General features: G+C 70.3%; 19 protein-coding genes and 2 tRNA genes. 7 read left to right on the top strand and 14 right to left on the bottom strand.

Annotated elements, in window-relative coordinates; genetic code table 11:
- Positions 1-18: 18 nt before the first annotated feature.
- On the bottom strand, positions 19-213 hold the full coding sequence (locus AB0Q90_RS16040; RefSeq protein WP_363163366.1) for a hypothetical protein: 195 nt from the start codon (positions 211-213) through the stop codon (positions 19-21).
- A 212-nt stretch (positions 214-425) separates the two neighbouring features.
- On the opposite strand from AB0Q90_RS16040, the gene AB0Q90_RS16035 reads away from it, so the two are divergent.
- The 4 genes from AB0Q90_RS16035 to AB0Q90_RS16020 all read left to right on the top strand — a co-directional run bounded on the left by AB0Q90_RS16035 (position 426) and on the right by AB0Q90_RS16020 (position 4,722).
- Positions 426-887 carry a MarR family transcriptional regulator gene (locus tag AB0Q90_RS16035; RefSeq protein ID WP_363163367.1) on the top strand — a complete coding sequence of 154 codons (462 nt, stop codon included), beginning with the start codon at positions 426-428 and terminating at the stop codon, positions 885-887.
- 13 nt (positions 888-900) lie between these two features.
- The gene (locus AB0Q90_RS16030) at positions 901-3,297 is read left to right on the top strand and encodes an MFS transporter (RefSeq protein ID WP_363163368.1); all 2,397 of its coding nucleotides are present in this window, start codon (positions 901-903) and stop codon (positions 3,295-3,297) included.
- Between the two features lie 83 nt (positions 3,298-3,380).
- Positions 3,381-4,202, top strand: coding sequence for a YceI family protein (locus AB0Q90_RS16025; RefSeq protein WP_363163369.1), 822 nt, complete (start codon positions 3,381-3,383; stop codon positions 4,200-4,202).
- A gap of 49 nt (positions 4,203-4,251) precedes the next feature.
- Complete coding sequence (locus AB0Q90_RS16020) at positions 4,252-4,722, top strand: PPOX class F420-dependent oxidoreductase (RefSeq protein ID WP_363163370.1); 471 nt, start codon at positions 4,252-4,254, stop codon at positions 4,720-4,722.
- A 142-nt stretch (positions 4,723-4,864) separates the two neighbouring features.
- Here AB0Q90_RS16020 and AB0Q90_RS16015 read toward each other — a convergent pair whose 3' ends face one another.
- The 8 genes from AB0Q90_RS16015 to AB0Q90_RS15980 all read right to left on the bottom strand — a co-directional run bounded on the left by AB0Q90_RS16015 (position 4,865) and on the right by AB0Q90_RS15980 (position 14,493).
- On the bottom strand, positions 4,865-5,620 hold the full coding sequence (locus AB0Q90_RS16015; protein ID WP_363163371.1) for a TetR/AcrR family transcriptional regulator: 756 nt from the start codon (positions 5,618-5,620) through the stop codon (positions 4,865-4,867).
- Positions 5,621-5,704: 84 nt separating this feature from the next.
- Positions 5,705-7,180, bottom strand: a complete 1,476-nt coding sequence (locus AB0Q90_RS16010; protein WP_363163372.1) for an MFS transporter — start codon at positions 7,178-7,180, stop codon at positions 5,705-5,707.
- A 52-nt stretch (positions 7,181-7,232) separates the two neighbouring features.
- Positions 7,233-9,347 carry a glycosyltransferase family 39 protein gene (locus AB0Q90_RS16005; RefSeq protein WP_363163373.1) on the bottom strand — a complete coding sequence of 705 codons (2,115 nt, stop codon included), beginning with the start codon at positions 9,345-9,347 and terminating at the stop codon, positions 7,233-7,235.
- Positions 9,344-10,765, bottom strand: a complete 1,422-nt coding sequence (locus tag AB0Q90_RS16000) for a bifunctional glycosyltransferase family 2/GtrA family protein (RefSeq protein WP_363163374.1) — start codon at positions 10,763-10,765, stop codon at positions 9,344-9,346. Before AB0Q90_RS16000 ends, AB0Q90_RS16005 begins: the two co-directional genes overlap by 4 nt.
- Before the next feature lie 14 nt (positions 10,766-10,779).
- Positions 10,780-12,390 (bottom strand): HAMP domain-containing sensor histidine kinase, encoded by a 1,611-nt coding sequence (locus tag AB0Q90_RS15995; RefSeq protein WP_363163375.1) that lies wholly within the window; start codon positions 12,388-12,390, stop codon positions 10,780-10,782.
- Positions 12,387-13,127: a response regulator transcription factor gene (locus tag AB0Q90_RS15990; protein ID WP_270082859.1), complete on the bottom strand. Its 741-nt coding sequence runs from the start codon at positions 13,125-13,127 to the stop codon at positions 12,387-12,389. Before AB0Q90_RS15990 ends, AB0Q90_RS15995 begins: the two co-directional genes overlap by 4 nt.
- A 113-nt stretch (positions 13,128-13,240) precedes the next feature.
- Complete coding sequence (locus AB0Q90_RS15985; RefSeq protein WP_363163376.1) at positions 13,241-14,110, bottom strand: DUF2797 domain-containing protein; 870 nt, start codon at positions 14,108-14,110, stop codon at positions 13,241-13,243.
- A gap of 11 nt (positions 14,111-14,121) precedes the next feature.
- The gene (locus tag AB0Q90_RS15980) at positions 14,122-14,493 is read right to left on the bottom strand and encodes an HGxxPAAW family protein (protein WP_363163377.1); all 372 of its coding nucleotides are present in this window, start codon (positions 14,491-14,493) and stop codon (positions 14,122-14,124) included.
- A 93-nt stretch (positions 14,494-14,586) separates the two neighbouring features.
- Between AB0Q90_RS15980 and AB0Q90_RS15975 the strand changes: the two genes are divergently transcribed.
- Positions 14,587-15,066: a MarR family transcriptional regulator gene (locus AB0Q90_RS15975; protein WP_363163378.1), complete on the top strand. Its 480-nt coding sequence runs from the start codon at positions 14,587-14,589 to the stop codon at positions 15,064-15,066.
- A 3-nt stretch (positions 15,067-15,069) separates the two neighbouring features.
- Here the strand turns inward: AB0Q90_RS15975 and AB0Q90_RS15970 are convergent, their stop codons facing one another.
- Positions 15,070-15,456, bottom strand: a complete 387-nt coding sequence (locus AB0Q90_RS15970) for a helix-turn-helix domain-containing protein (RefSeq protein WP_363163379.1) — start codon at positions 15,454-15,456, stop codon at positions 15,070-15,072.
- Positions 15,457-15,549: 93 nt separating this feature from the next.
- On the opposite strand from AB0Q90_RS15970, the gene AB0Q90_RS15965 reads away from it, so the two are divergent.
- Both AB0Q90_RS15965 and AB0Q90_RS15960 read left to right on the top strand, forming a co-directional pair.
- Positions 15,550-16,377, top strand: a complete 828-nt coding sequence (locus AB0Q90_RS15965) for an NAD(P)H-binding protein (RefSeq protein WP_363163380.1) — start codon at positions 15,550-15,552, stop codon at positions 16,375-16,377.
- A 184-nt stretch (positions 16,378-16,561) separates the two neighbouring features.
- Positions 16,562-17,023 carry a hypothetical protein gene (locus AB0Q90_RS15960; RefSeq protein ID WP_363163381.1) on the top strand — a complete coding sequence of 154 codons (462 nt, stop codon included), beginning with the start codon at positions 16,562-16,564 and terminating at the stop codon, positions 17,021-17,023.
- Here AB0Q90_RS15960 and AB0Q90_RS15955 read toward each other — a convergent pair.
- The 4 genes from AB0Q90_RS15955 to AB0Q90_RS15940 all read right to left on the bottom strand — a co-directional run bounded on the left by AB0Q90_RS15955 (position 16,996) and on the right by AB0Q90_RS15940 (position 19,653).
- Positions 16,996-18,282 carry a hypothetical protein gene (locus AB0Q90_RS15955; protein ID WP_363163382.1) on the bottom strand — a complete coding sequence of 429 codons (1,287 nt, stop codon included), beginning with the start codon at positions 18,280-18,282 and terminating at the stop codon, positions 16,996-16,998. The genes AB0Q90_RS15960 and AB0Q90_RS15955 overlap by 28 nt on opposite strands.
- A 111-nt stretch (positions 18,283-18,393) precedes the next feature.
- The gene (locus AB0Q90_RS15950; RefSeq protein WP_363163383.1) at positions 18,394-19,158 is read right to left on the bottom strand and encodes a hypothetical protein; all 765 of its coding nucleotides are present in this window, start codon (positions 19,156-19,158) and stop codon (positions 18,394-18,396) included.
- A 132-nt stretch (positions 19,159-19,290) separates the two neighbouring features.
- A tRNA-Arg gene (locus tag AB0Q90_RS15945) sits at positions 19,291-19,363 on the bottom strand.
- A 196-nt stretch (positions 19,364-19,559) separates the two neighbouring features.
- Positions 19,560-19,653: transfer RNA gene (locus tag AB0Q90_RS15940), tRNA-Ser, on the bottom strand.
- Positions 19,654-19,722: the final 69 nt, after the last annotated feature.

Below are 19,722 nucleotides of genomic sequence, written 5' to 3'. Positions count from 1 at the left end.
GGGTGTGAGCGGCGCGGGTTACTTGAGCGCCAGCCAGGCCACCGCGGCGACGACCGCGACGGCGACGACGATGCCGACGATCAGGCCGATCCGGGGACCGGACGAGGCGGCCGCCTGCTGACGGCCCTGAGGGGCCTCGTCGACGAACGCACGGAACATCTGGGTGCTGCCGGCGGGGTCGTAGTTGCCCTGGGGGCCCTGGGTGTTAGCCATGGGCCGAAACCCTAGCGAATGCGGGGGTGCGGCCCAAGTGGGGGCGGCGGGGACGAGGGAAGGGCACCCGGCCACCACCCCCACCTGCACATTTACGTTCGCAATACTTGCCTTTGCCAAGTTTTGGGGCCGCACTCAGCCCATTTTGTTTGCCTGTAGCAACCAATCGAACCTATGGTTGCCCTAAGCAACAAATGCAGCCGGGAGGTGCGATGGCCGAGCAGGCGCGATACGAGGAGCTCGTCCGGCAGTTCAGTGCCTTCGGCGCGGTGAAGCGGGAGCTGGGACGGGCGCTGCCGTCCGACTGCCCGGCCGGATCCGCCGCCGTACTGACGCTGCTGGAGCGGCACGGAGACATGCGCATGAGCAGGCTCGCCGAGCTGCTCTCCGTGGACATGTCCGTCACCAGCCGCCACGTCGCCCACGTCGCCGAACGCGGCTGGATCGACCGCTCCCCCGACCCGGCCGACAAACGCAGCCGCATCCTGCGCCTCACCCCCGCGGGCCACGCCCGGGTCGAGGAGCTCGCCCGGTGCACCACACGGCTGCTCGCCGACCGCCTGAGCGACTGGAGCGACGACGACGTCGACCGGCTCACGCGGCTCATGGCCCGGCTGAGGCGTTGCTTCGACGAACACGAACAGTCCCCCCGTACACCCGCGATCACCACGTAAGAGAAGGAAGCCCATGGCTACGACCACACCGGCCGGTGTGCGGGCTCATGCCAAGCACGGAGGAGGCTCCGGCGAGGCTCCCATGACGCATCGGCAGATCATGGAGGCGCTCTCCGGGCTGCTGCTCGGCATGTTCGCCGCGATCCTGTCCTCGACCATCGTCTCCAACGCCCTGCCCGAGATCATCAAGGACCTCGGCGGCGGACAGAGCGCGTACACCTGGGTCGTGACCGCCGCGCTGCTGGCGATGACGGCGTCCACACCCCTGTGGGGCAAGCTCGCCGACCTGGTCAGCAAGAAGGCCCTGGTCCAGATAGCCCTGGTCATCTACATCCTCGGATCGGTCATCGCCGGTCTCGCCCAGAACTCCGGGATGCTCATCGGCGCCCGGGTCATCCAGGGCCTCGGGGCCGGCGGTCTGACCGCGCTCGCCCAGATCATCATGGCCGCGATGATCTCCCCGCGGGAGCGCGGCCGGTACTCCGGCTACCTCGGCGCGACCTTCGCGGTCGCGACCGTCGGCGGTCCGCTGGTCGGCGGTGTCATCACCGACACCGACTGGCTGGGCTGGCGCTGGTGCCTGTACGTGGGTGTGCCGTTCGCGCTGATCGCCCTGTTCGTGCTGCAGAAGACGCTGCACCTGCCGGAGAACAGGCGCAAGGTCAAGGTCGACTGGGCCGGTGCCTTCTTCATCACCGCCGCCGTCAGCCTGCTCCTCGTCTGGGTGACCTTCGCCGACGACAAGTACGACTGGCTGTCCTGGCAGACGTACTCAATGGTCGGCGGCGCGCTCCTGCTGACCCTGGTCTTCCTCTTCGTGGAGACCAGGGCCACCGAGCCGATCATCCCGCTGCGCCTGTTCCGCAACCGCACGATCACGCTGGCCTCGGTCGCCTCCCTCTTCGTCGGTGTCGCGATGTTCGCGGGCACCGTCTTCTTCAGCCAGTACTTCCAGCTGGCCCGCAACGAGTCGCCGACCATGTCGGGTGTCATGACGATCCCGATGATCGCCGGTCTGTTCGTGTCCTCGACCGTCTCCGGCCAGATCATCACCAAGACCGGCAAGTGGAAGGCCTGGCTGGTCGCGGGCGGTGCGCTGCTGACGGCGGGCCTCGGACTGCTGGGCACCATGCGCTACGACACCGAGTACTGGCACATCGCCGTCTTCATGGCGGTCATGGGCCTCGGCATCGGCATGATGATGCAGAACCTGGTCCTCTCCACGCAGAACCAGGTCGCCCCGCACGAACTCGGCGCCGCCAGCTCGGTCGTCACCTTCTTCCGGTCCCTGGGCGGCGCGATGGGCGTCTCGGCACTCGGCTCCGTGATGACGACCCGGATCAGCCACTACGCCGAGGACACCATCGGCTCGCTCAGCCCGCAGGAGCAGGCGGCCGCGGCCCAGGCAACGGGCACCGGGCAGCTGCCCGACATGGACGCCCTGCCCACGCACATCCGCACCTGGCTGGAGAGCGCCTACGGGCACGGCATCGCCGACATCTTCCTGTACGTCGCCCCGGTCGCCCTGCTCGCCTTCCTGGTGACGCTGTTCATCAAGGAGGTCCCGCTGCGGACCTCCGGCGCGCTGGCGCAGGCGACGGCGGGCAGCACCGAGCCCACCCCGGAGGTCCCCATGACTGCCGTGACCGGTGGCATCCCCGTCCGCGGCTTCGTCCGCGGTGCCGAGAGCGCGCCCGTCCCCCGGGCCGCGGTCACCCTGATCTCGCTGTCGGGACGGCAGCTGGGCCGCGCGGTGGCACAGGAGGACGGCTCCTACGGCATCGACGCGCCCGGCACGGGCTCCTACGTCCTGATCGCCTCCGCCGACGGCTTCCAGCCGCAGGCGTCCACGATCGTCGTGGGCGAGGAGCCGCTGACCTACGACATCCTGCTCAGCGGCACCAGCGGGCTGAGCGGTGCGGTGCGGGCGTCCGAGGGCGCGCTGCCGGTCAAGGACGCGATGGTGATCGTCACCGATGTGCGCGGGGACCTGCTGGCCACCGCCGCCACCGGTGAGCAGGGCGAGTTCGCCTTCGCCGGGCTGGTGCCGGGCACGGTGACCGTCGCGGTGAACGCCGCCGGGTTCCGGCCGCGCGCCCTGCCCGTCGAGATCGCCGGCACCGGGGTCACCCGGGTCGAGGTCGACCTCGACTCCGGCGCCGAGGTCCAGGGCGTCGTACGGGCGCCGCAGGGTCCGCTGGCCGACGCGCGGGTCACGCTCGTGGACGGCGCGGGCAACGTCGTCGGCACGGCGACGACCGGGGCGGACGGCGCGTACGCCTTCACCGACCTGGACGGCGGCGACTACACCGTCATCGCGACGGGTTACCCGCCGGTGGCCACGGCCCTGACCGTCGCCGGTCAGGGAGTCGACGGCCACGACATCGAACTCGCCCACCCCGGCGAGTAGCCGCCAATCAGCCCCGGCCCGTGGCACACGCTCTGAGCGGAGGTGTGTGCCACGGGCCGGTTTCATTCGAGGAGTTGCGTGAGATGGGACTGACCGCGAGGGTCCGCACCCGGGACGGATGGGCCGTGTCGCACGCGGTCGTCACGGTGACGGACATGACCGGCGCTCAGGTGCTGCGCGCCGAGGCCGACCCGGAGGGCGCGGTGCGCGACCCCGGGCCACTGGCGCCCGGGGCGTACACCGTCATCGTCACCGCCGTCGGCTACGCGCCCGCCGCCGCCAGTGCGATCGTCACCGCGAGCGGGCGGGCCGAGGTCGGCACGGTCACGCTGGCCCGGCAGGGCGGCGCCGAGCTGCCGCCGCCCGGCCCGTGGACGGTCGACCCGGCGCACTCCACGGTCGGCGCGGTCGCCCAGCACCTGGGCATCTCCAGCGTGCACGGGCGGTTCACCGACTTCGGCGCGACGGTGGAGATCGCCCCGGACGACATCACCAAGTCGCGGGTGGAGGCGGTGATCCGGGCCGAGTCGATCGACACGGGCAACGGGACGCGGGACACCCATCTGCGGTCGGCGGACTTCCTGGACGTGGCGAGGTATCCGGAGATCACCTACCGCTCGACGGGCCTGACGTCGGCGGGCGCGGACAGGTGGACGGTGCACGGGGAGCTCGGGCTGCACGGTGTCGTACGGCCGGTGGACCTGGACCTCGCGTATCTCGGCACCGGCGCGGACCCGTGGGGCGGGACCCGGGCCGCCTTCCGGGCGACGGCCCAACTGCACCGCGAGGACTTCGCCATGAACTACAACCAGGTCGTCCAGGCGGGCATCGCGGCGATCGGTACGACGCTGAAGGTGGAGCTGGACATCCAGGCGGTGCAGGGGGATTCGCTGCCGCAGGCGTAGGCACAGCAGGGTCAGTCACGGCGGAGCACCCAGCGCCTAGGCTGCCGCCATGGCACCGAACATCGCGACCAACACCGCCGTCTCGCTCGACCAGTTGCTGGACTTCGTACGGCCGCGTCATCGCGCGATCCTGCTGACGCGGCGGACCGACGGCGGCCCCCAGGGCTCACCGCTGACCTGCGGGGTCGACGACTCCGGCCGGATCGTCGTCTCGACCTACCCCGAGCGCGCCAAGACCCGTAACGCCAAGCGGGATCCGCGGGTCAGCCTGATCGTGCTGAGCGACGACTGGAACGGGCCGTGGGTCCAGATCGACGGAACGGCGGAGGTCATCGACGCGCCCGACTCCGTGGAGCCGCTGGTCGAGTACTACCGCAACATCGCCGGCGAACACCCGGACTGGGACGAGTACCGCGCGGCCATGGTCAAGCAGGGCAAGTCGATCATCCGGGTCACGCCGGAGCGGTGGGGGCCGGTGGCTACGGGAGGGTTCCCCGCGCGGCACGCCTCCGCTGATTGAGCCGCGTCCGGCCGTCGAATCCGTGCGGCGGCGTCGGGGCTGGTCGCGCCCACGCGGCGGAGCCGCATATCGATACAGCCCCGCGCCCCTTCGGGGCGCTGCCGAACCCCACCGGACTTCGCCGGCCGGCGCCGCGGACGGGTCAGGCCGACCTGGCCACCATCGCCTCGATGCCCGCGATCAGCAGGTCCAGGGCGAAGACGAAGTCGCGTTCCAGCATCTCCTCGACCGTGTCGCCGCCGCGGGCCGCCATGATCTCCTTGGACTCCTCGATGACCTCGGCGGCGGCCAGTGACTCGCTCACCGTGCTCATCGCGTGCCGGAAGTAGTCGTCGGGGGTCATCCCGGTGTCCTCGACGCGCGCGAAGAAGTGGCCCTCGATCGTGCCGTAGCCGTAGACGAACTGGAAGACGGCCGAGATGGCGCCGCTCACGCCGTGCGCGGGCAGTCCCGTTCTGCGGATCACGCGCTGAATGGTGCGGGAGAAGGACAGGGAGTTGGGACCGATGTTGAGGTAGGTCCCGGCCAGCGGGGAGAGCCAGGGGTGGCGCACCAGCAGGCCCCGGTACTCCCGGGCCAGCATGCGCAGCTGGTCGCGCCAGTCCTCACCGTCGGCGTCCGGGTCGGGCAGGCGCAGGTCGCCGTAGACCGAGTCCAGGGCGAGTTCGAGGAGGTCGTCCTTGGTGTCGACGTACCAGTAGACCGACATGGCCGTCACGTTCAGCTCGGCGGCCAGCCGCCGCATGGAGAACTTGGCCAGTCCCTCCGCGTCCAGCAGCCGCACGGACACCTCGGTGATCCGCTCCCGGTCGAGCCCGGAGGGCTGCCCGCCGCCACGACCACCCCGGCGCTCCTTGTCCTCCAGCCACACGCTGGTCCGCTGGGCTGCCTTCACCATGGCGACGCACCTTCCTCGACTTTCAAAGTGGCGGTCATGTTAAGCGCCCTCGTCAGGGCCGCGACTACCCAGCCACCCGAGCTCCTAGGCGCTCACCACCTCCGAGTCTGCCCGCTCAGCCCTCCGCAACAACGCCGCCGCGACCAACCCCCCGAGCAGCACGGCCAACGCCCCCACCAACTGGCTGCTCTCCAGGCCGGAGGCAAACGCGTCGGTGATCCGTTCCTTCTCCGACGCCGACTCCGCCGACGCGAGCGCCGAAGGCAACGACGACGACGCCACCGGAATCAGCGCCGCGAACCGGGAGTTGAGCACGGCCCCCAGCACGGCCACCCCCAGCCCGTTCCCGAACTCGGCAAGGGTCCCGTTGATCCCGGCCCCGACCCCCGCCTTCTCCCGCGGAATCGCACTCATGATCGCGTGCGCCATCGCCGGGTTGGCGATCGCGCAGCCAACCCCGATGAGGACCAGCCCCAGCAGCGTCCCCGTATAGCCGCCGGAGGCAAGCGTCGCTATCGACACCAGGCCCGCCGACATCAGCACCATGCCCAGCAGGATCGACATCGGCATCCCCAGCTTCGCGGTCCACTTCGCCGCCACCCCGCTGAAGTTGAGCACGACGACGGTCAGCGCCAGCGGGGCGGTCCGCAGGCCTGCCTCCAGGGGGCCGTATCCGAGGACGAACTGGAGGTGCTGCGTCAGCAGGAACAACGCCCCGCCCATACCAAAGGTGATCAGCACCGCCCCGGAGACCGCACCCGTGAACCGGCGGTCCCGGAAGAAGTGCAGGTCGAGCATGGGGTACGGGATACGGCTCTCCCAGTACGCGAACACCGTCAGAACGATCACCGCCATGGCGCCCGTGGTCAGCACCCTGCCCGACGTCCAGCCGTGCTCGGGGCCGGAGATGATCGCGTAGACCAGGGAGGCCATGCCGATGGTGGAGAGCAGGGCGCCGAGGAGGTCGGGGCGGTCGCCCTGGGGGCTCTTGGACTCGGGGACCAGGGCCACTACCGCGGCGAGGCCGAGCGCCGCGACCGGGAGGTTGACCAGGAAGATCGCGCCCCACCAGAAGTGGTTCAGCATGAAGCCGCCGAGCAGCGGGCCGCCGGCGAAGCCGAGGGCGTTGACCGCGCTCCATATGCCGATCGCCTTGGCGTGCTCGTCGGGCGTGAAGATCTGCATCGCCACGGCCAGGGTGGTGGTCAGCAGCAGCGCGCCGCCCACGCCCATGCCCGCCCGCGCGGCGATCAACTGGCCCGTGCTGTCGGCGAGTCCGGCCGCCAGCGAACCGATGCCGAACAGGACCAGGCCCGCCGCCAGCATCTTCTTGCGGCCGTAGCGATCGGCGGCGCTGCCCGCGGTGAGCAGCAGTCCGGACTGCACGAGCGAGTAGGCGTTGATCATCCACTGGATGTCGGAGGTCGCCGCGCCCATCTCGCGGGTGAGCGAGGGGATCGCCACGTTCAGGACCGTGTTGTCGAGCAGCACGGTGAGCTGGGCGAGGCAGATGACGCCGAGGATCAGCCAGCGCTGGGGATGACCTTGGGATGCAGGCATGCTGTACACCGTATAGGAGCCCCTATACGGTGTACAGCGCCGCCTTCTGACGTCAGCTGCTCGCCTGCGTCAGGTCGTAGAAGGTGGACGAACCGACCGTCACCTCCTTGAAGTTGGCCTCGACCCACTCGGTGATCTGCGCGGACGTGCCGCTGTCGCTGCCGCCCATGCCGCCGCCGGAGCCGCCGGAGATGAAGTAGTGGATCTTTCCGTCCGCCACGTACTCCTTGAACTGGGCCAGCGTCGGGGACGGGTCGGTGCCGTTGAAGCCGCCGATCGCCATCACCGGCTCGCCGGTGGAGAGCTGGTAGCTCGCGGCGTTCTGGGCGCCGATGGCCGCGGCGGCCCAGGTGTAGTCGTCGGCGTCGGTCTCCAGCAGCTTCTTGGCCTCGTCGGAGACCGTGGCGCCGTTGAGCAGACCACCCATGCCGCCACCGCCGCCGTCACCGTTCTGCTGACCCTGGCCCTGGTTCTGGCCCTGCTGACCCGGCATACCGCCGCCGAATCCGCCGGTCCCGCCGCCGGTCGGGGGCTGGCCCATGCCGCCACCCTGCTGGTTCTGCTGACCCTGCTGACCCTGCCGGCCCGGGAAGCCACCCCCGCCCGGCATGCCGCCGCCCCCGCCGCCCGGGCCGCCGCCACGGCCGCCCGCCACCGACGGACCCGCGGTCACGATCGAGCCGGTGTGGCCCTCGTTCACCGTGGTGAGGGTGTACGCCGTCGGGCCCGCCAAAGCGGCGACCAGGCCCAACCCCGCGACGCCCATGGCCAGTCGACGACCGAGCCGGGCCGCGAAGACCAGGCCGAGCGCCGCCACCAGGCCGCCGACCAGCACCAGCCACTTCAGCCAGGGCAGGTAGTCGGAGGAACGGTTGAGCAGGACGTAACCCCAGGCCGCGGTGGCCGTCATCGCGGCCGCCAGGGTGAGCGACGCCCACGCCTTGTCGCGCTTCTCCCACAGCAGCGCCGCGCCCATGCCGATCAGCGGCGCGATGTAGGGGGCGAGGGCCACCGTGTAGTACTCGTGGAAGATGCCCTGCATATAGCTGAAGACCAGCATGGTCGTGAGCAGCGCGCCGCCCCACACCAGGAACGAGGACCGCGTCACCGACGTCCGCTTCGCCCTGCGCGTGGCCACCAGCGCCGCGGCCAGCAGGATCAGCGCGGCCGGGATCAGCCAGGAGATCTGGCCGCCGATGCTGGAGGAGAACAGCCGGTCCCAGCCGGTCTCGCCCCAGTTGCCGCCGCCGTTGCCGCCACCGCCGCCGACGCTGCCGGTCTCCTCGCCGTTCAGCCGGCCCAGGCCGTTGTAGCCGAAGGTCAGTTCCAGGAAGGAGTTGTTCTGCGAGCCGCCGATGTACGGGCGGGAGGACGCCGGCCACAGCTCGACCACCGCGACCCACCAGCCGCCGGAGACGACGATCGCGGCCAGGCCCGCGGCCAGCTGGCCGCTCCGCTTCTTCACCGCCACCGGGGCGCACACGCCGTAGACGAGGGCGAGCGGCGGCAGGATCAGGAACGCCTGGAGGGTCTTGGCGAGGAAGGCGAAGCCGATGGCCGCACCGGCCCAGAGCAGCCACCTGGTGCGGCCGTCCTCCAGGGCGCGGATGACGAAGTAGCAGGCCAGGGCCATCAGCAGGGCGAGCATCGCGTCCGGGTTGTTGAACCGGAACATCAGCGCGGCGACCGGGGTGAGCGCGAGCACCGCGCCCGAGATCAGACCGGCGGCCGGGCTGAACCGGCGGCGCACGGACGCGTAGACGACGGCGACCGTGCCGACGCCCATCAGCACCTCGGGGACGAGGATCGCCCACGAGCTCAGGCCGAAGATCCGGACCGACAGGGCCATCGGCCACAGCGCGGCCGGGGGCTTGTCGACGGTGATGGCGTTGGCCGCGTCCAGCGAGCCGAAGAAGAACGCCTTCCAGGACTGGCTGCCGGCCTGGACTGCCGCGGAGTAGAAGGAGTTGGCGTAGCCGGAGGCGCTCAGGTTGTAGAGGTAGAGCACCGCGGTGGCGAGCAGCAGGGCGAGGAAGGCCGGGCGCGCCCAGCGGGGGTCCTCGGGCCGGCCGCGCCACAGTCTGCGCAGGAAGGGCGGCTTGGGCTCGCCCGCTTCCGGGGCCGCAGGAGCGAGCGGCTCCTGCACGGCCGTGTTCGTGATGGTCATCGGGGGTCCCCCGGTCCGTTGTCGGAGGGGCGCACCGGCTGAAGCCGCATGGTGGCGTCCCTCCAGGAGTGGTCCGCGACTTCACCGGCGCGGAAGTGAGGTGTCGGGCGCTGCGGGAGCGACGGCTGGCGTGCTGCGTACGCCGGGATGCGCGCGGCGACCACGGTCGGCTCCGGCTCCCGGCGGTCGGGGAACACCCACACCCGGAAGAGCAGGAAGCGCAGCACGGTCGCCGCGAGGTTGGCCGCGATCAGCACCGCCAGCTCGGTGGAGTGCGCGGGGTCGGCGGTCGCCGCGCCCAGGGCGGCGAGCGAGCCGCTGGTCAGGGCGAGGCCGATGGCGAAGACGACCAGGCCCTGCGCCTGGTGCCGGACGGCGCCGCCGCGGCCGCGCACCCCGAAGGTCAGCCGCCGGTTCGCCGCGGTGTTGGCGACCGCCGAGACCAGCAGCGCGAGCGCGTTGGCCGTCTGCGAGCCGGTGAACTGGCGGAAGCCGCTGTAGAGCAGCAGGTAGAAGAGTGTGGACAGGACGCCCACCACACAGAAGCCGACGAGCTGGCGGGCCAGCCCCTTGGGTACGTCCTTGATCTCGCGGTCGCGCGGATCGTCCCCGAAGGGGCGGGCGAGGCGGTCCAGCGGCAGCGAACCGGTGGCCAGGGCCTTGCCGACCCGCCAGACGCCCTTGAGGTCGTCGGTGGCCGTCTTCACGATGTGCACGGTCGAGTCCGGGTCGTCGACCCAGTCGACCGGCACCTCGTGGATACGGAGTCCCGCGCGCTCGGCGAGGACCAGCATCTCGGTGTCGAAGAACCAGCCGGTGTCCTCCACCAGCGGCAGCAGCACCTGGGCGACATCACGGCGGATGGCCTTGAAGCCGCACTGGGCGTCCGAGAAGCGGGCCTGGAGGGAGCCGCGCAGGATGAGGTTGTAGGAGCGGCTGATGAACTCCCGCTTGGGGCCGCGCACGACGCGGGAGGAGCGGGCGAGCCGGGAGCCGATCGCGAGGTCCGAGTGGCCGGAGATCAGCGGGGCCACCAGCGGCAGCAGCGCGTTGAGGTCGGTGGACAGATCCACGTCCATGTAGGCGAGGACCGGGGCGTCCGAGGCCGACCACACGGTGCGCAGGGCGCGACCGCGTCCCTTCTGCTCCAGGCGGAAGGCCCGGACCTCCGGGAGCTCCGCCTCCAGCCGCTGGGACACCAGGGGGGTGGTGTCCGTGGACGCGTTGTCCGCGATCGTGATGCGGAACGCGTACGGGAAGGTGCGCCTGAGGTGCTCGTGCAGTCTCAGCACACACGGCCGGAGGTCCTTCTCCTCGTTGTAGACGGGGATCACTACGTCCAGGACAGGCGTACCGGCGTCTCCGGCCGGGAGGTGCTCCCGCGCCGGCAGATTGCCGGGAGAAGAGTCGGTTCGCATGGAACCGACTCTTCTCAAGTGCCCTGTTGCACCCGTGTGGTGGCGCTGTGCTGTGCCTGTGAGTGCGTTTGCCCATTCGTTTCGGGCGCGGGCGCGGCGGTGAGCGCGGGCAGATGGACCGTGAAGACGGTCCGTCCGGGCACGCTGTCCACGGTCACCTCACCACCGTGGGCGGTCGCCACGGCCTGCACGATGGCCAGCCCGAGACCCGTGGAGCCGGAGGCGCGGGAGCGCGAGGAGTCGCCGCGCGCAAACCGTTCGAAGACGTGCGGCAGCAAATCGGGCGGGATGCCCTGGCCGTTGTCCTCGACGTCCACGCACATCCAGGCGCCGCGCCGCTGCACGCGGGCGGTGATGGTGGTGCCGGGGGCGGTGTGCTTGCGGGCGTTGCCGAGCAGATTGACCAGCACCTGCTGGATGCGCGCGGCGTCCGCCGACACGAGGGCCGGTTCGTCGGGCAGGTCGAGCCGCCAGTTGTGGTCCATGCCGGCCGCGCGCGAGTCGCTGACGGTGTCGACGACCAGCGGGATGAGGTCGGTCTGCTCGAACTGCAGCGGCCGTCCGGCGTCCAGGCGGGCGAGCAGCAGCAGGTCCTCGACCAGCAGCGTCATCCGGCCCGCCTCGGATTCGATACGGCCGAGGGCGTGCCGGGTGTCGGGCCCGATCTGTTCTCTGCCGCGTCTGGTGAGCTCGGCGTAACCGCGGATGGAGGCGAGCGGGGTACGCAGCTCATGGCTGGCGTCGGCGACGAACTGCCGTACCCGCATCTCGCTCTGCTGGCGGGAGTGCAGGGCGCCGTGGACGTGGTCGAGCATCCGGTTGAGGGCGGCGCCCACCCGGCCGACCTCGGTGTGCGGGTCGCACTCGGACTCCGGGACGCGCTCGTTGAGGTTCACCTCGCCGGTGTGGAGCGGGAGTTCGGAGACCCGGGTGGCGGTGGCGGCGACCCTGCGCAGGGGGCGGGTGGCCACGCCGACGATGACGGTGCCGGCGATACCGGCGGCGATGAGTCCGGCGGCGGTGACGCTGGCCTCGATGGCGATGAGGGTGTTGAGGGTGCCGTTGACCTCGTCGGTGGGGATGGCGACGTAGAAGCTGCCGTTGGCGCCGGACTTGTACTCGACGCGGTACTCACCGAGGTCGCCTAGGTCCACGGTGTGCTTCTCGCCGTCGTCCTGGGAGACGGAGTTGAGCGCCTGGATCTGGGACTCGGTGAGGTCCTCGGCCTCCATCCCGCTGAAGTCGGTGGAGTTCTCGTTCTCCACGCCGACCTTGGCCGCGGTGATGGACCCGTTCTGCACCTCGGCGATGATCGTGCCCTTGGGCTGCGGGCCGTGCGTGACGAAGTCGTCGAGGGTGAAGGGGTCGCTCTTGTCGTCCGCGCCGTTCTTCTTGGGGTCGCCGCCGGGCGGCCCGCCGAACCCGGCCGCACGACCGACGGTCTCGGTCAGCCGCTCGTCCAGCTGCTCGTACAGATGCGACCGCAGCGCCAGCGTGGTCACGGTGCCGATCACCGCGCAGACCACGGCGATCAGTACCACGGATGCGACGACGAGCCGCGTCCGCAGGGTGCGCGGCTTGCCCGCTCGCGTCTTCTGCGGACGCGTCCGTCGTCGCCCGCTCATGACACCGCGGGCTTGATCAGATACCCGGCGCCGCGCCGGGTGTGGATCATCGGCTCCCGTCCGGCGTCGATCTTCCGTCGCAGATAGGAGATGTACAGCTCGACGACGTTGGCCTGGCCGCCGAAGTCGTAGGACCAGACCCGGTCGAGGATCTGCGCCTTGCTGAGCACGCGCCGCGGGTTGCGCATGAGGAAGCGCAGCAGCTCGAACTCGGTGGCGGTCAGATGGATGTTCTCGCCGGCCCGGCTGACCTCGTGGCTGTCCTCGTCGAGGGTGAGGTCGCCGACGACCAGGACCGAGTCGGAGCGGCGGTCGGCGGCGCCGGAGCGGCGGATCAGCCCGCGCAGCCGGGCCACGACCTCTTCGAGGCTGAACGGCTTGGTGACGTAGTCGTCGCCGCCGGCGGTGAGCCCGGCGATACGGTCCTCGACGGCGTCCTTGGCCGTCAGGAACAGCACGGGCACGTCCGGCAGCTCACGCCGGAGCCGGCCGAGGACGGTCAGCCCGTCCATGTCCGGCAGCATCATGTCCAGGACGACGGCGTCGGGCCGGAACTCGCGCGCGGTCTGGATGGCGCCCTGGCCGTCCCCCGCGCTGCGGATCTGCCAGCCTTCGTAGCGAAGAGCCATGGACAGCAGCTCGGTGATCGACAGCTCGTCGTCCACCACAAGCACTCGGACGGGGCTCCCGTCCGGCCTCAGCAGTTCGGTGCGCCCCTGGGGCGAGGTCGTGGTCATGCTGGACACCTTGTCGGGGCCCTCTGAGAACACCCTTTCTACAACCTGTGATTTCCCTGAGAAACTCACAGGAGGCTCTCAGGCAATGCCTGGGTGACTGACTGGTCCGGCCCTCAGAACAGCCCGTCCTGCGCACTCCTGGCCACGGTGAAGTTCCGCACCGGGACGGAGACTTCGCCGTCGGCAGCCACCAGGGCCCACCCCTTCATCAGCCGTGTGTCGAGCACGACGACACCGCTTTCCGTCCGAAGGTGCAGATCCGGCCCGGCGGCCGCGACCAGCCGTCCCCCGACCACGCCACCGGCGACGAGCTCGGTCACCTCGCCGACGGCCGCGGGCAGCTCCGCCAGCCCGAACACCCCGACATGGTCGACGACCCGGCAGGGCTGGGGCGTCAGCGACTCCGGCCAGCCGGCCAGCGCCACGGCCCGGGCGTGCAGCTCCGTCACCTCGGCCGCCCGCTCCTGCGCGGAGCCCGGCAGCGCGGAGCACACGGCCCGCTTGTCGGCATACGGAATCCGGTCCGGCACCCCGAGTGCGGCGCGCAGCAGCTCCTCGGTGCGCCGCGCGGCCATCAGCGGACCGGCGCCCAGCAGGCTGAAGCAGACCGCGCCCTGCTCAAGCAGCCGCGCCGAGCCCCGCTCGACCGCGGTGATCCCGACCTTGACCATGCCGGGCCCGAACCACGCCAGATATACGTGGTACGGCCGTGGATCGTCGGCGAGGGTGTCGGCGGCCACCGAGTGCGCCCGGTCCAGCCGCGCACACTCCTCGCACCGCACCCCCGTGCTCCGCCCCGGCACGGCCGCCCGCACCGGACACGCATGCCCCCGCGCTCCCACGCATGTCCGCACGCCCCCTTCCGCGACCCCGAAGGCCACGCGTTTCCCCCAGGTCAGCGCGCTGCGCCGACCGCCGTCCCAGGCCAGCTCGGGACCGTCCGCCGACCATCGCAGCCCCGAGCACATCCATGTCTGTGCCATCCCCTCCGAGACTAGGCGGAGGCACTGACAACGGCCTCCGCCTCGGACTCGGCCTCGATCTCACCCCGGCCCCCCGCCACCGCGGGCCGGCGGCCCGCCAGCCGGCAGCCCCAGCACCCCGGATGCCCCTCCCGGGCCCGCGGATCCCGCACCCGCATCCCCCACTGCTCCCTGGGCCGCCGCCCCGGCGCCTTCCCCCAGCCGGCGAGGTGCAGGGCCCAGGTGACCAGGAGGCTCACCACCTCGATCGCGAGCCCGCCCGCGATCAGCGGGGCCGACACCATGCACACCCCCAGCCCCAGCACAGCGGCTCCGACGGTCGCAATGCCGCATCCGGTCCATCCCGCGACCGTATGTCCCTCGTCATACTGGTGTGCGCTCACGAGCATGCCTCCCCACCCGCCGAAACGAGAACCTCTCAGTTCCTAAGAAATTTAGCGCATAAACCTCTCACGACGTAAGGTAATTCGACGAAGATGCACGCCACGCCGCGTCCCACCGCCACCCCGGCCCAGGCGCTGGAAGCGATGGACTCCCTCATCGCGGCCCACCTGCTCGGCCAGCAGGAAATGGCCCACCGGCTGGGCCTGAGCATCACCGACCTGCTCTGCTTCGCCTGCGTCCTGAAGGCGGGCGAGAACCTGCTCACCGCGGGCGACCTCGCCGAGCACGCGCACGTCACCACCGGGGCGATGACCGGCATCCTCAACCGGCTGGAGCGCTCCGGCTTCATCACCCGCGTCCCCGACCCGTCCGACCGCCGCCGGGTGCGGGTGGCGGCGGTGCCGGAGGCGGTGACCCGGGTCGAGGCGCTCTACGGCCCCTACTACGGCCGGCTCAACGCGCTCTTCGCCGAGTACTCCGCCGACGAGATCGCCGTTCTGACCGACTGGTTCAGCCGGACGACGGGGCTGGCCCAGCGGTACATCGACGAACTCCGGGACAACGACGGCTGAGACTCAGCCCCGCTCGTCGTACGCCTTCCGGGCCAGCTCGACCCGGTCGAGGTTGACCGCCCACTCGGACAGGGCGTGGAACAACGGCGCCAGACTGCGCCCGAGTTCACTGATCTCGTACTCCACGCGCGGCGGGACCTCCGCGTAGTACGTGCGCACGACGAGGCCGTCGCGCTCCAGCTGCCGCAGCCGCTGCGTCAGCACCTTCGGCGTGATCGTGGCGATACGGCGCTCCAGTTCGACGAAGCGCTGCCGGCCGTACTCGTGCAGGGCCCACAGGATCGGGGTGGTCCACCGGCTGAAGACGATGTCGACGACGGGGGCGATGGGGCAGGCGTTCTCGGGGGTGCTGACGGCCGCGCTCTCGGGTGTGCCCTCGGTCACATTCATCCCTCTCCCCATTACTTTCCTCTAGGTACCTACTAGCTCCACAAAAGTAGCGTGCGGAGCAAGGGAGTTGACCACTCGGAACGGAGTACGACGATGATCGTGGTGACCGGAGCGACGGGCAATGTCGGGCGGCCGCTGGTGCGGACGCTGGTCGGGGCGGGCGAGCGGGTGACCGCGGTGTCTCGCCGGATCACCGCCCAGGACGTACCGGAGGGAGCCCTGCACCGGCAGGCCGACCTGGCCGATCCGGAGCAGCTGAAACCGGCCCTCGACGGGGCCGCCGCACTCTTCCTGCTGACCTCGGGCGAGTTCCTCGGCTCCGGCGGCGACCTGGGCGCGGTGCTGGACACCGCGCGGGCCGCCGGGGTCGGGCGCGTGGTCCTGCTGTCCTCGCAGGGCGTCGGCACGGGCCACCATCCCCCCGTGCTGGAGGAGGCCGTCAAGGCCTCGGGGCTGGAGTGGACGATGCTGCGCCCCGGCGGCTTCCACTCCAACACCCTGCTGTGGGCGGAACTGATCCGCACCCGCCGCGAGGTCGCGGCCCCCTTCGGCGATGTGGCCCTGCCGACGATCGACGCGGCCGACATCGCCGGGGCCGCCGCGGCGACCCTGCGCGGAGGCGGCCACGGCGGCAAGGTCTACGACCTGACCGGCCCCGCCGCCGTCTCCCCCCGGGAGCAGACCGCGGCGATCCAGGAGGCGTTGGGCGAGCCCGTGCGGTTCGTGGAGCAGAGCCGGGAGGAGGCGCGCGAGCAGATGCTGCGGTTCATGCCGGAGCCGGTCGTGGAGAGCACCCTCGACATGCTGGGCACGCCGACCCCGGCGCTGCAACGGGTGAGCCCGGACGCGGAGTTCCTCCTCGGCCGCCGTCCCCGCGCCTTCGCTGACTGGGCGGTGGACAACGCGAAGGCGTTCAAGTAGCGGAGGACTTCGGGGCGTTCAAGGACCGTTCCCGGGTGGTGGACCCAACTCCCTTGGTAGGGCTGGCTCCACCCCCGATTCGGGAGTTCGCCACCTCGTACGGGGAGCGGCCGGACGGGATCGTTGTACCCGGCTGATCAAGGCAGCCGATCAGTTCAACGGTCCCCCTCCGGAAGGAAGTTCCATGTCGTCGCCGCTCGGTTCGTTCGCCCGGTTCGTGGTGTGCGGGGGCGGCGTCGGTCTGGCCTCCGGCGCCTTGGTGCCGGTGCTCGCGGACTCGATGCCGTGGGCGCTGGCCAACGCGCTGATCACCGTGGCCTCCACCCTGCTCTGCACCGAGCTGCACGCCCTGTTCACCTTCGGCACCGGTAGCCGCCCCGGCCTGCGGCAGCATCTCCAGTCGGCGGGCTCGGCGACGGCCGCCTACGCGGTGACGTCCGCCGCCGTCCTCGTACTGCACCTGGTGGAGCCGTCCCCCACGCTGCTGCAGGAGCAGACGGTCTACCTGGGCGCCGCCGGACTCGCCGGCATCGGCCGCTTCCTGGTGCTGCGGATGTTCGTCTTCACGGGCGGGGCGGGCCGGCGGGCTCCGCGCACGGTCGCCGTCCCCTGCCTGTCCTACGAACCGTCCGCCCGGACCGCGTAGACGTACCGCTGGTTGACGTACTCACTGACGTTCCAGATCACGGACTCGCCGTACGCCCAGCCCGACGCCCCGCTGCTGTGGAAGCTGAGGTCCTCGCAGCCGATGGCCAGGTCGGCCACGGTGGTCGCGGTCGAGCTGCCGGAGGTGAAGGTGCGCAGGGCGCCCTTGGTGGTCTCGCCCGCGCTCACCGAGAGGTAGTGCTTGGTTTTGCGGGAGACGACGCCCTGGATCTTCTTCTGGGCGACGGTGACGGCCTCGGTCGCGGTGGCAGAGCCCGGGTGCCGGTCGGTGTAGTCCAGCGGCCAGCGGACCACGTGGGGCGTCGTCTCGCCGGGTGCGGTCGTGCCGTTGAAGGTGTGGCCGGGGTCGTTGTAGGAGACGACGCCGTCCAGGGAGTACTCGCTGATCACCAGGCTGTCGGGGCTGCTGGCGCGGTCGAGGCCGATCGTCGAGTAGCGCAGATACGTTCCGGCGTTGTCGTAGGCGTGGCTCTGCGGAAGGACGTACTGGTAGCCGTAGCCGTAGTACTTCCCGTCGGTGTGCAGGCCGCAGATGTCCTTCTCCGCGGTGTCGACGGTGAAGAGGGTGTTCAGGTCGAAGACGCGCAGACCTTTGTAGGTGTCGACGACGTACAGCAGGTTGCCGTACCACATGATGCCGCCGGCGTGCTTGCGGACGGGGCCGAAGGAGTACTCGCCCGTGCCCGTCCGCTCAGGCTCCACGAGCAGCACATGCCGGTACGTCGGCGCGGACGGGGTGTTGTAGTCGACGAAGGTCAGCCGCATGCCCTTGTCGAGCGGGTACTCCAGCTCGGCGTCGTCGTCGGTGTTGGTCTCGAAGTACCACGACACCAGGACGACCTTGTTGCTGCCCCCGTCGGGGTAGAGCCCGTTGCCGTAGGCGTCGGCGCTGGTGCTGACGCCCTGGGGTATCCAGTAGGGGACCTCCTGGTCGGCGGTGTCCCAGGCGAAACCGGCCTGGAAGGCCTCGGCGGTGCTGGGCGCGCCGGAGAGCACCTTGGCGCTGCGATTGGTGTCGGCGATGACGGTGGTCGCGTCCACCTTGACCAGCTTGGTCGCCAACCCGGCCGCCAGAGCGGCGAATTCACCGTGGCTGTTGGAGGAGCGGCCGGCGAGCGAGTACCCGCTCGGGTCGACGGTGGCGGCGTGGGCCGGGGAAGCGGAGAGAACACTCGCCGCCGCGCCGGCGAAGGGCGCGGCGGCCATGCCCTTGATGATCGATCTTCTAGTCATGGTCATGACGCGCAAAAATAGGCGCGCTCGAACACCTGACACAAACACGTTTGTTCACACCCAACTGGCAAGCGGCCTGGGCCACTTGCCAGTCGGTACGGGGACTACTCGCTCGGCTCAGCGCACGTCGACGAAGTCACCGGTCGCCTTGACCGCCGGCGTGGTGCTGGTGCCGGCGAAGTTCCAGCGCCAGTAGCCGTCCGCGGAGGCCGTGACAGTCGTGCTCAACTTGCCGTAGACATCGGCCTTCACCGTCTTGACCGTGGTGTAGCTGCTGCTGCCCGCCGGGCGGAACTGGAGCTTCGCGTACTGGTAGGCGTAGCCCGCGTACACGTACTTGTCCCAGTTGGCGCGGGCCAGCTTGCCCTTCACCGTCAGGGTCTTGCCCTTGTAGACCGGCTCGGGCGAAGCGTCGACGCTGAGCGTGGAACGCCGCTGGACCGGGTGCTTGGGGGCGCCGCCGTTGTTGTAGAAGTCACCGTCCTTGGCCTGGAGCTGAACGGTCACGTCCCACGGACCCGCGAGCGTGTTGCGCGGCAGATCGATGTCCGGGTCCAGCTTGACCGTGAGCTTGCAGGTCGACGTGGTGGCGCTGCTCGCGGTGCACGTCGGCGCACCGTGGTACGACCAGTAGTCCTCCCCCTTCTCCCGGTCGATCCCCAGAAACGCCATGTCGCTGCTGATCCCCGAGTCGTCGGAGGCGGTCACCGAGATGGTGAACGACTCCGTCCGCGACGTACCGAAGACGATCGGCTTCCCACCGTTCACCGACAGCTTCTCAATCACCACCCCCGTCTCCGCGGACGCGGGCGCAACGGTGAGAACGGAGCCCGTCAGGGCGAGGGCGCCGGTGAGCACGGCACCTATGACTGCTTTACGCATGAATCCCCACATGGTTCGAGTCGCCCCACGATCCCGGATCCCCCCTGGTCGCGGACACGACAGACTGCGTGAGAATACGACACGACCACGCACGACAAGGGCCCCGGATCTCTCCGGGGCCCTTGCTCTGTGTGCACTCGGCAGGATTCGAACCTGCAACCTTCTGATCCGTAGTCAGATGCTCTATCCGTTAAGCTACGAGTGCTTGTTTTGTTTTCCCGCCGCTCCTTGCCCTTCCGGGCCGCTCGCGGCGACAGGAAGAACATTACATGACTGCCGCCGCCATGTGAAATCCGTTAGCCGCACCCCTTGTGACCTGCGGAAACGTCGACATGTGCCGGGCTGGGCCCCTTGCGGAAACACCGAAGCCCCGGTCGGTTGACCGGGGCTTCGGTGATCACTGGCGGAGGCGGAGGGATTTGAACCCTCGATGGGCTTTAAGGCCCAAACCGCATTAGCAGTGCGGCGCCATAGACCGGACTAGGCGACGCCTCCACACAGCCGACTCGCGCGAGCGCGAGTGGTGCGTGCCGATGATGACACAGTCGAGCGCGGTGTCACCAA

Source organism: Streptomyces sp. NPDC079141 (assembly GCF_040686775.1).
Taxonomy (GTDB): Bacteria; Actinomycetota; Actinomycetes; order Streptomycetales; family Streptomycetaceae; genus Streptomyces.
Note: the sequence above shows the minus strand (reverse complement) of the source record. Positions and strands in the feature narration are given on the sequence as shown.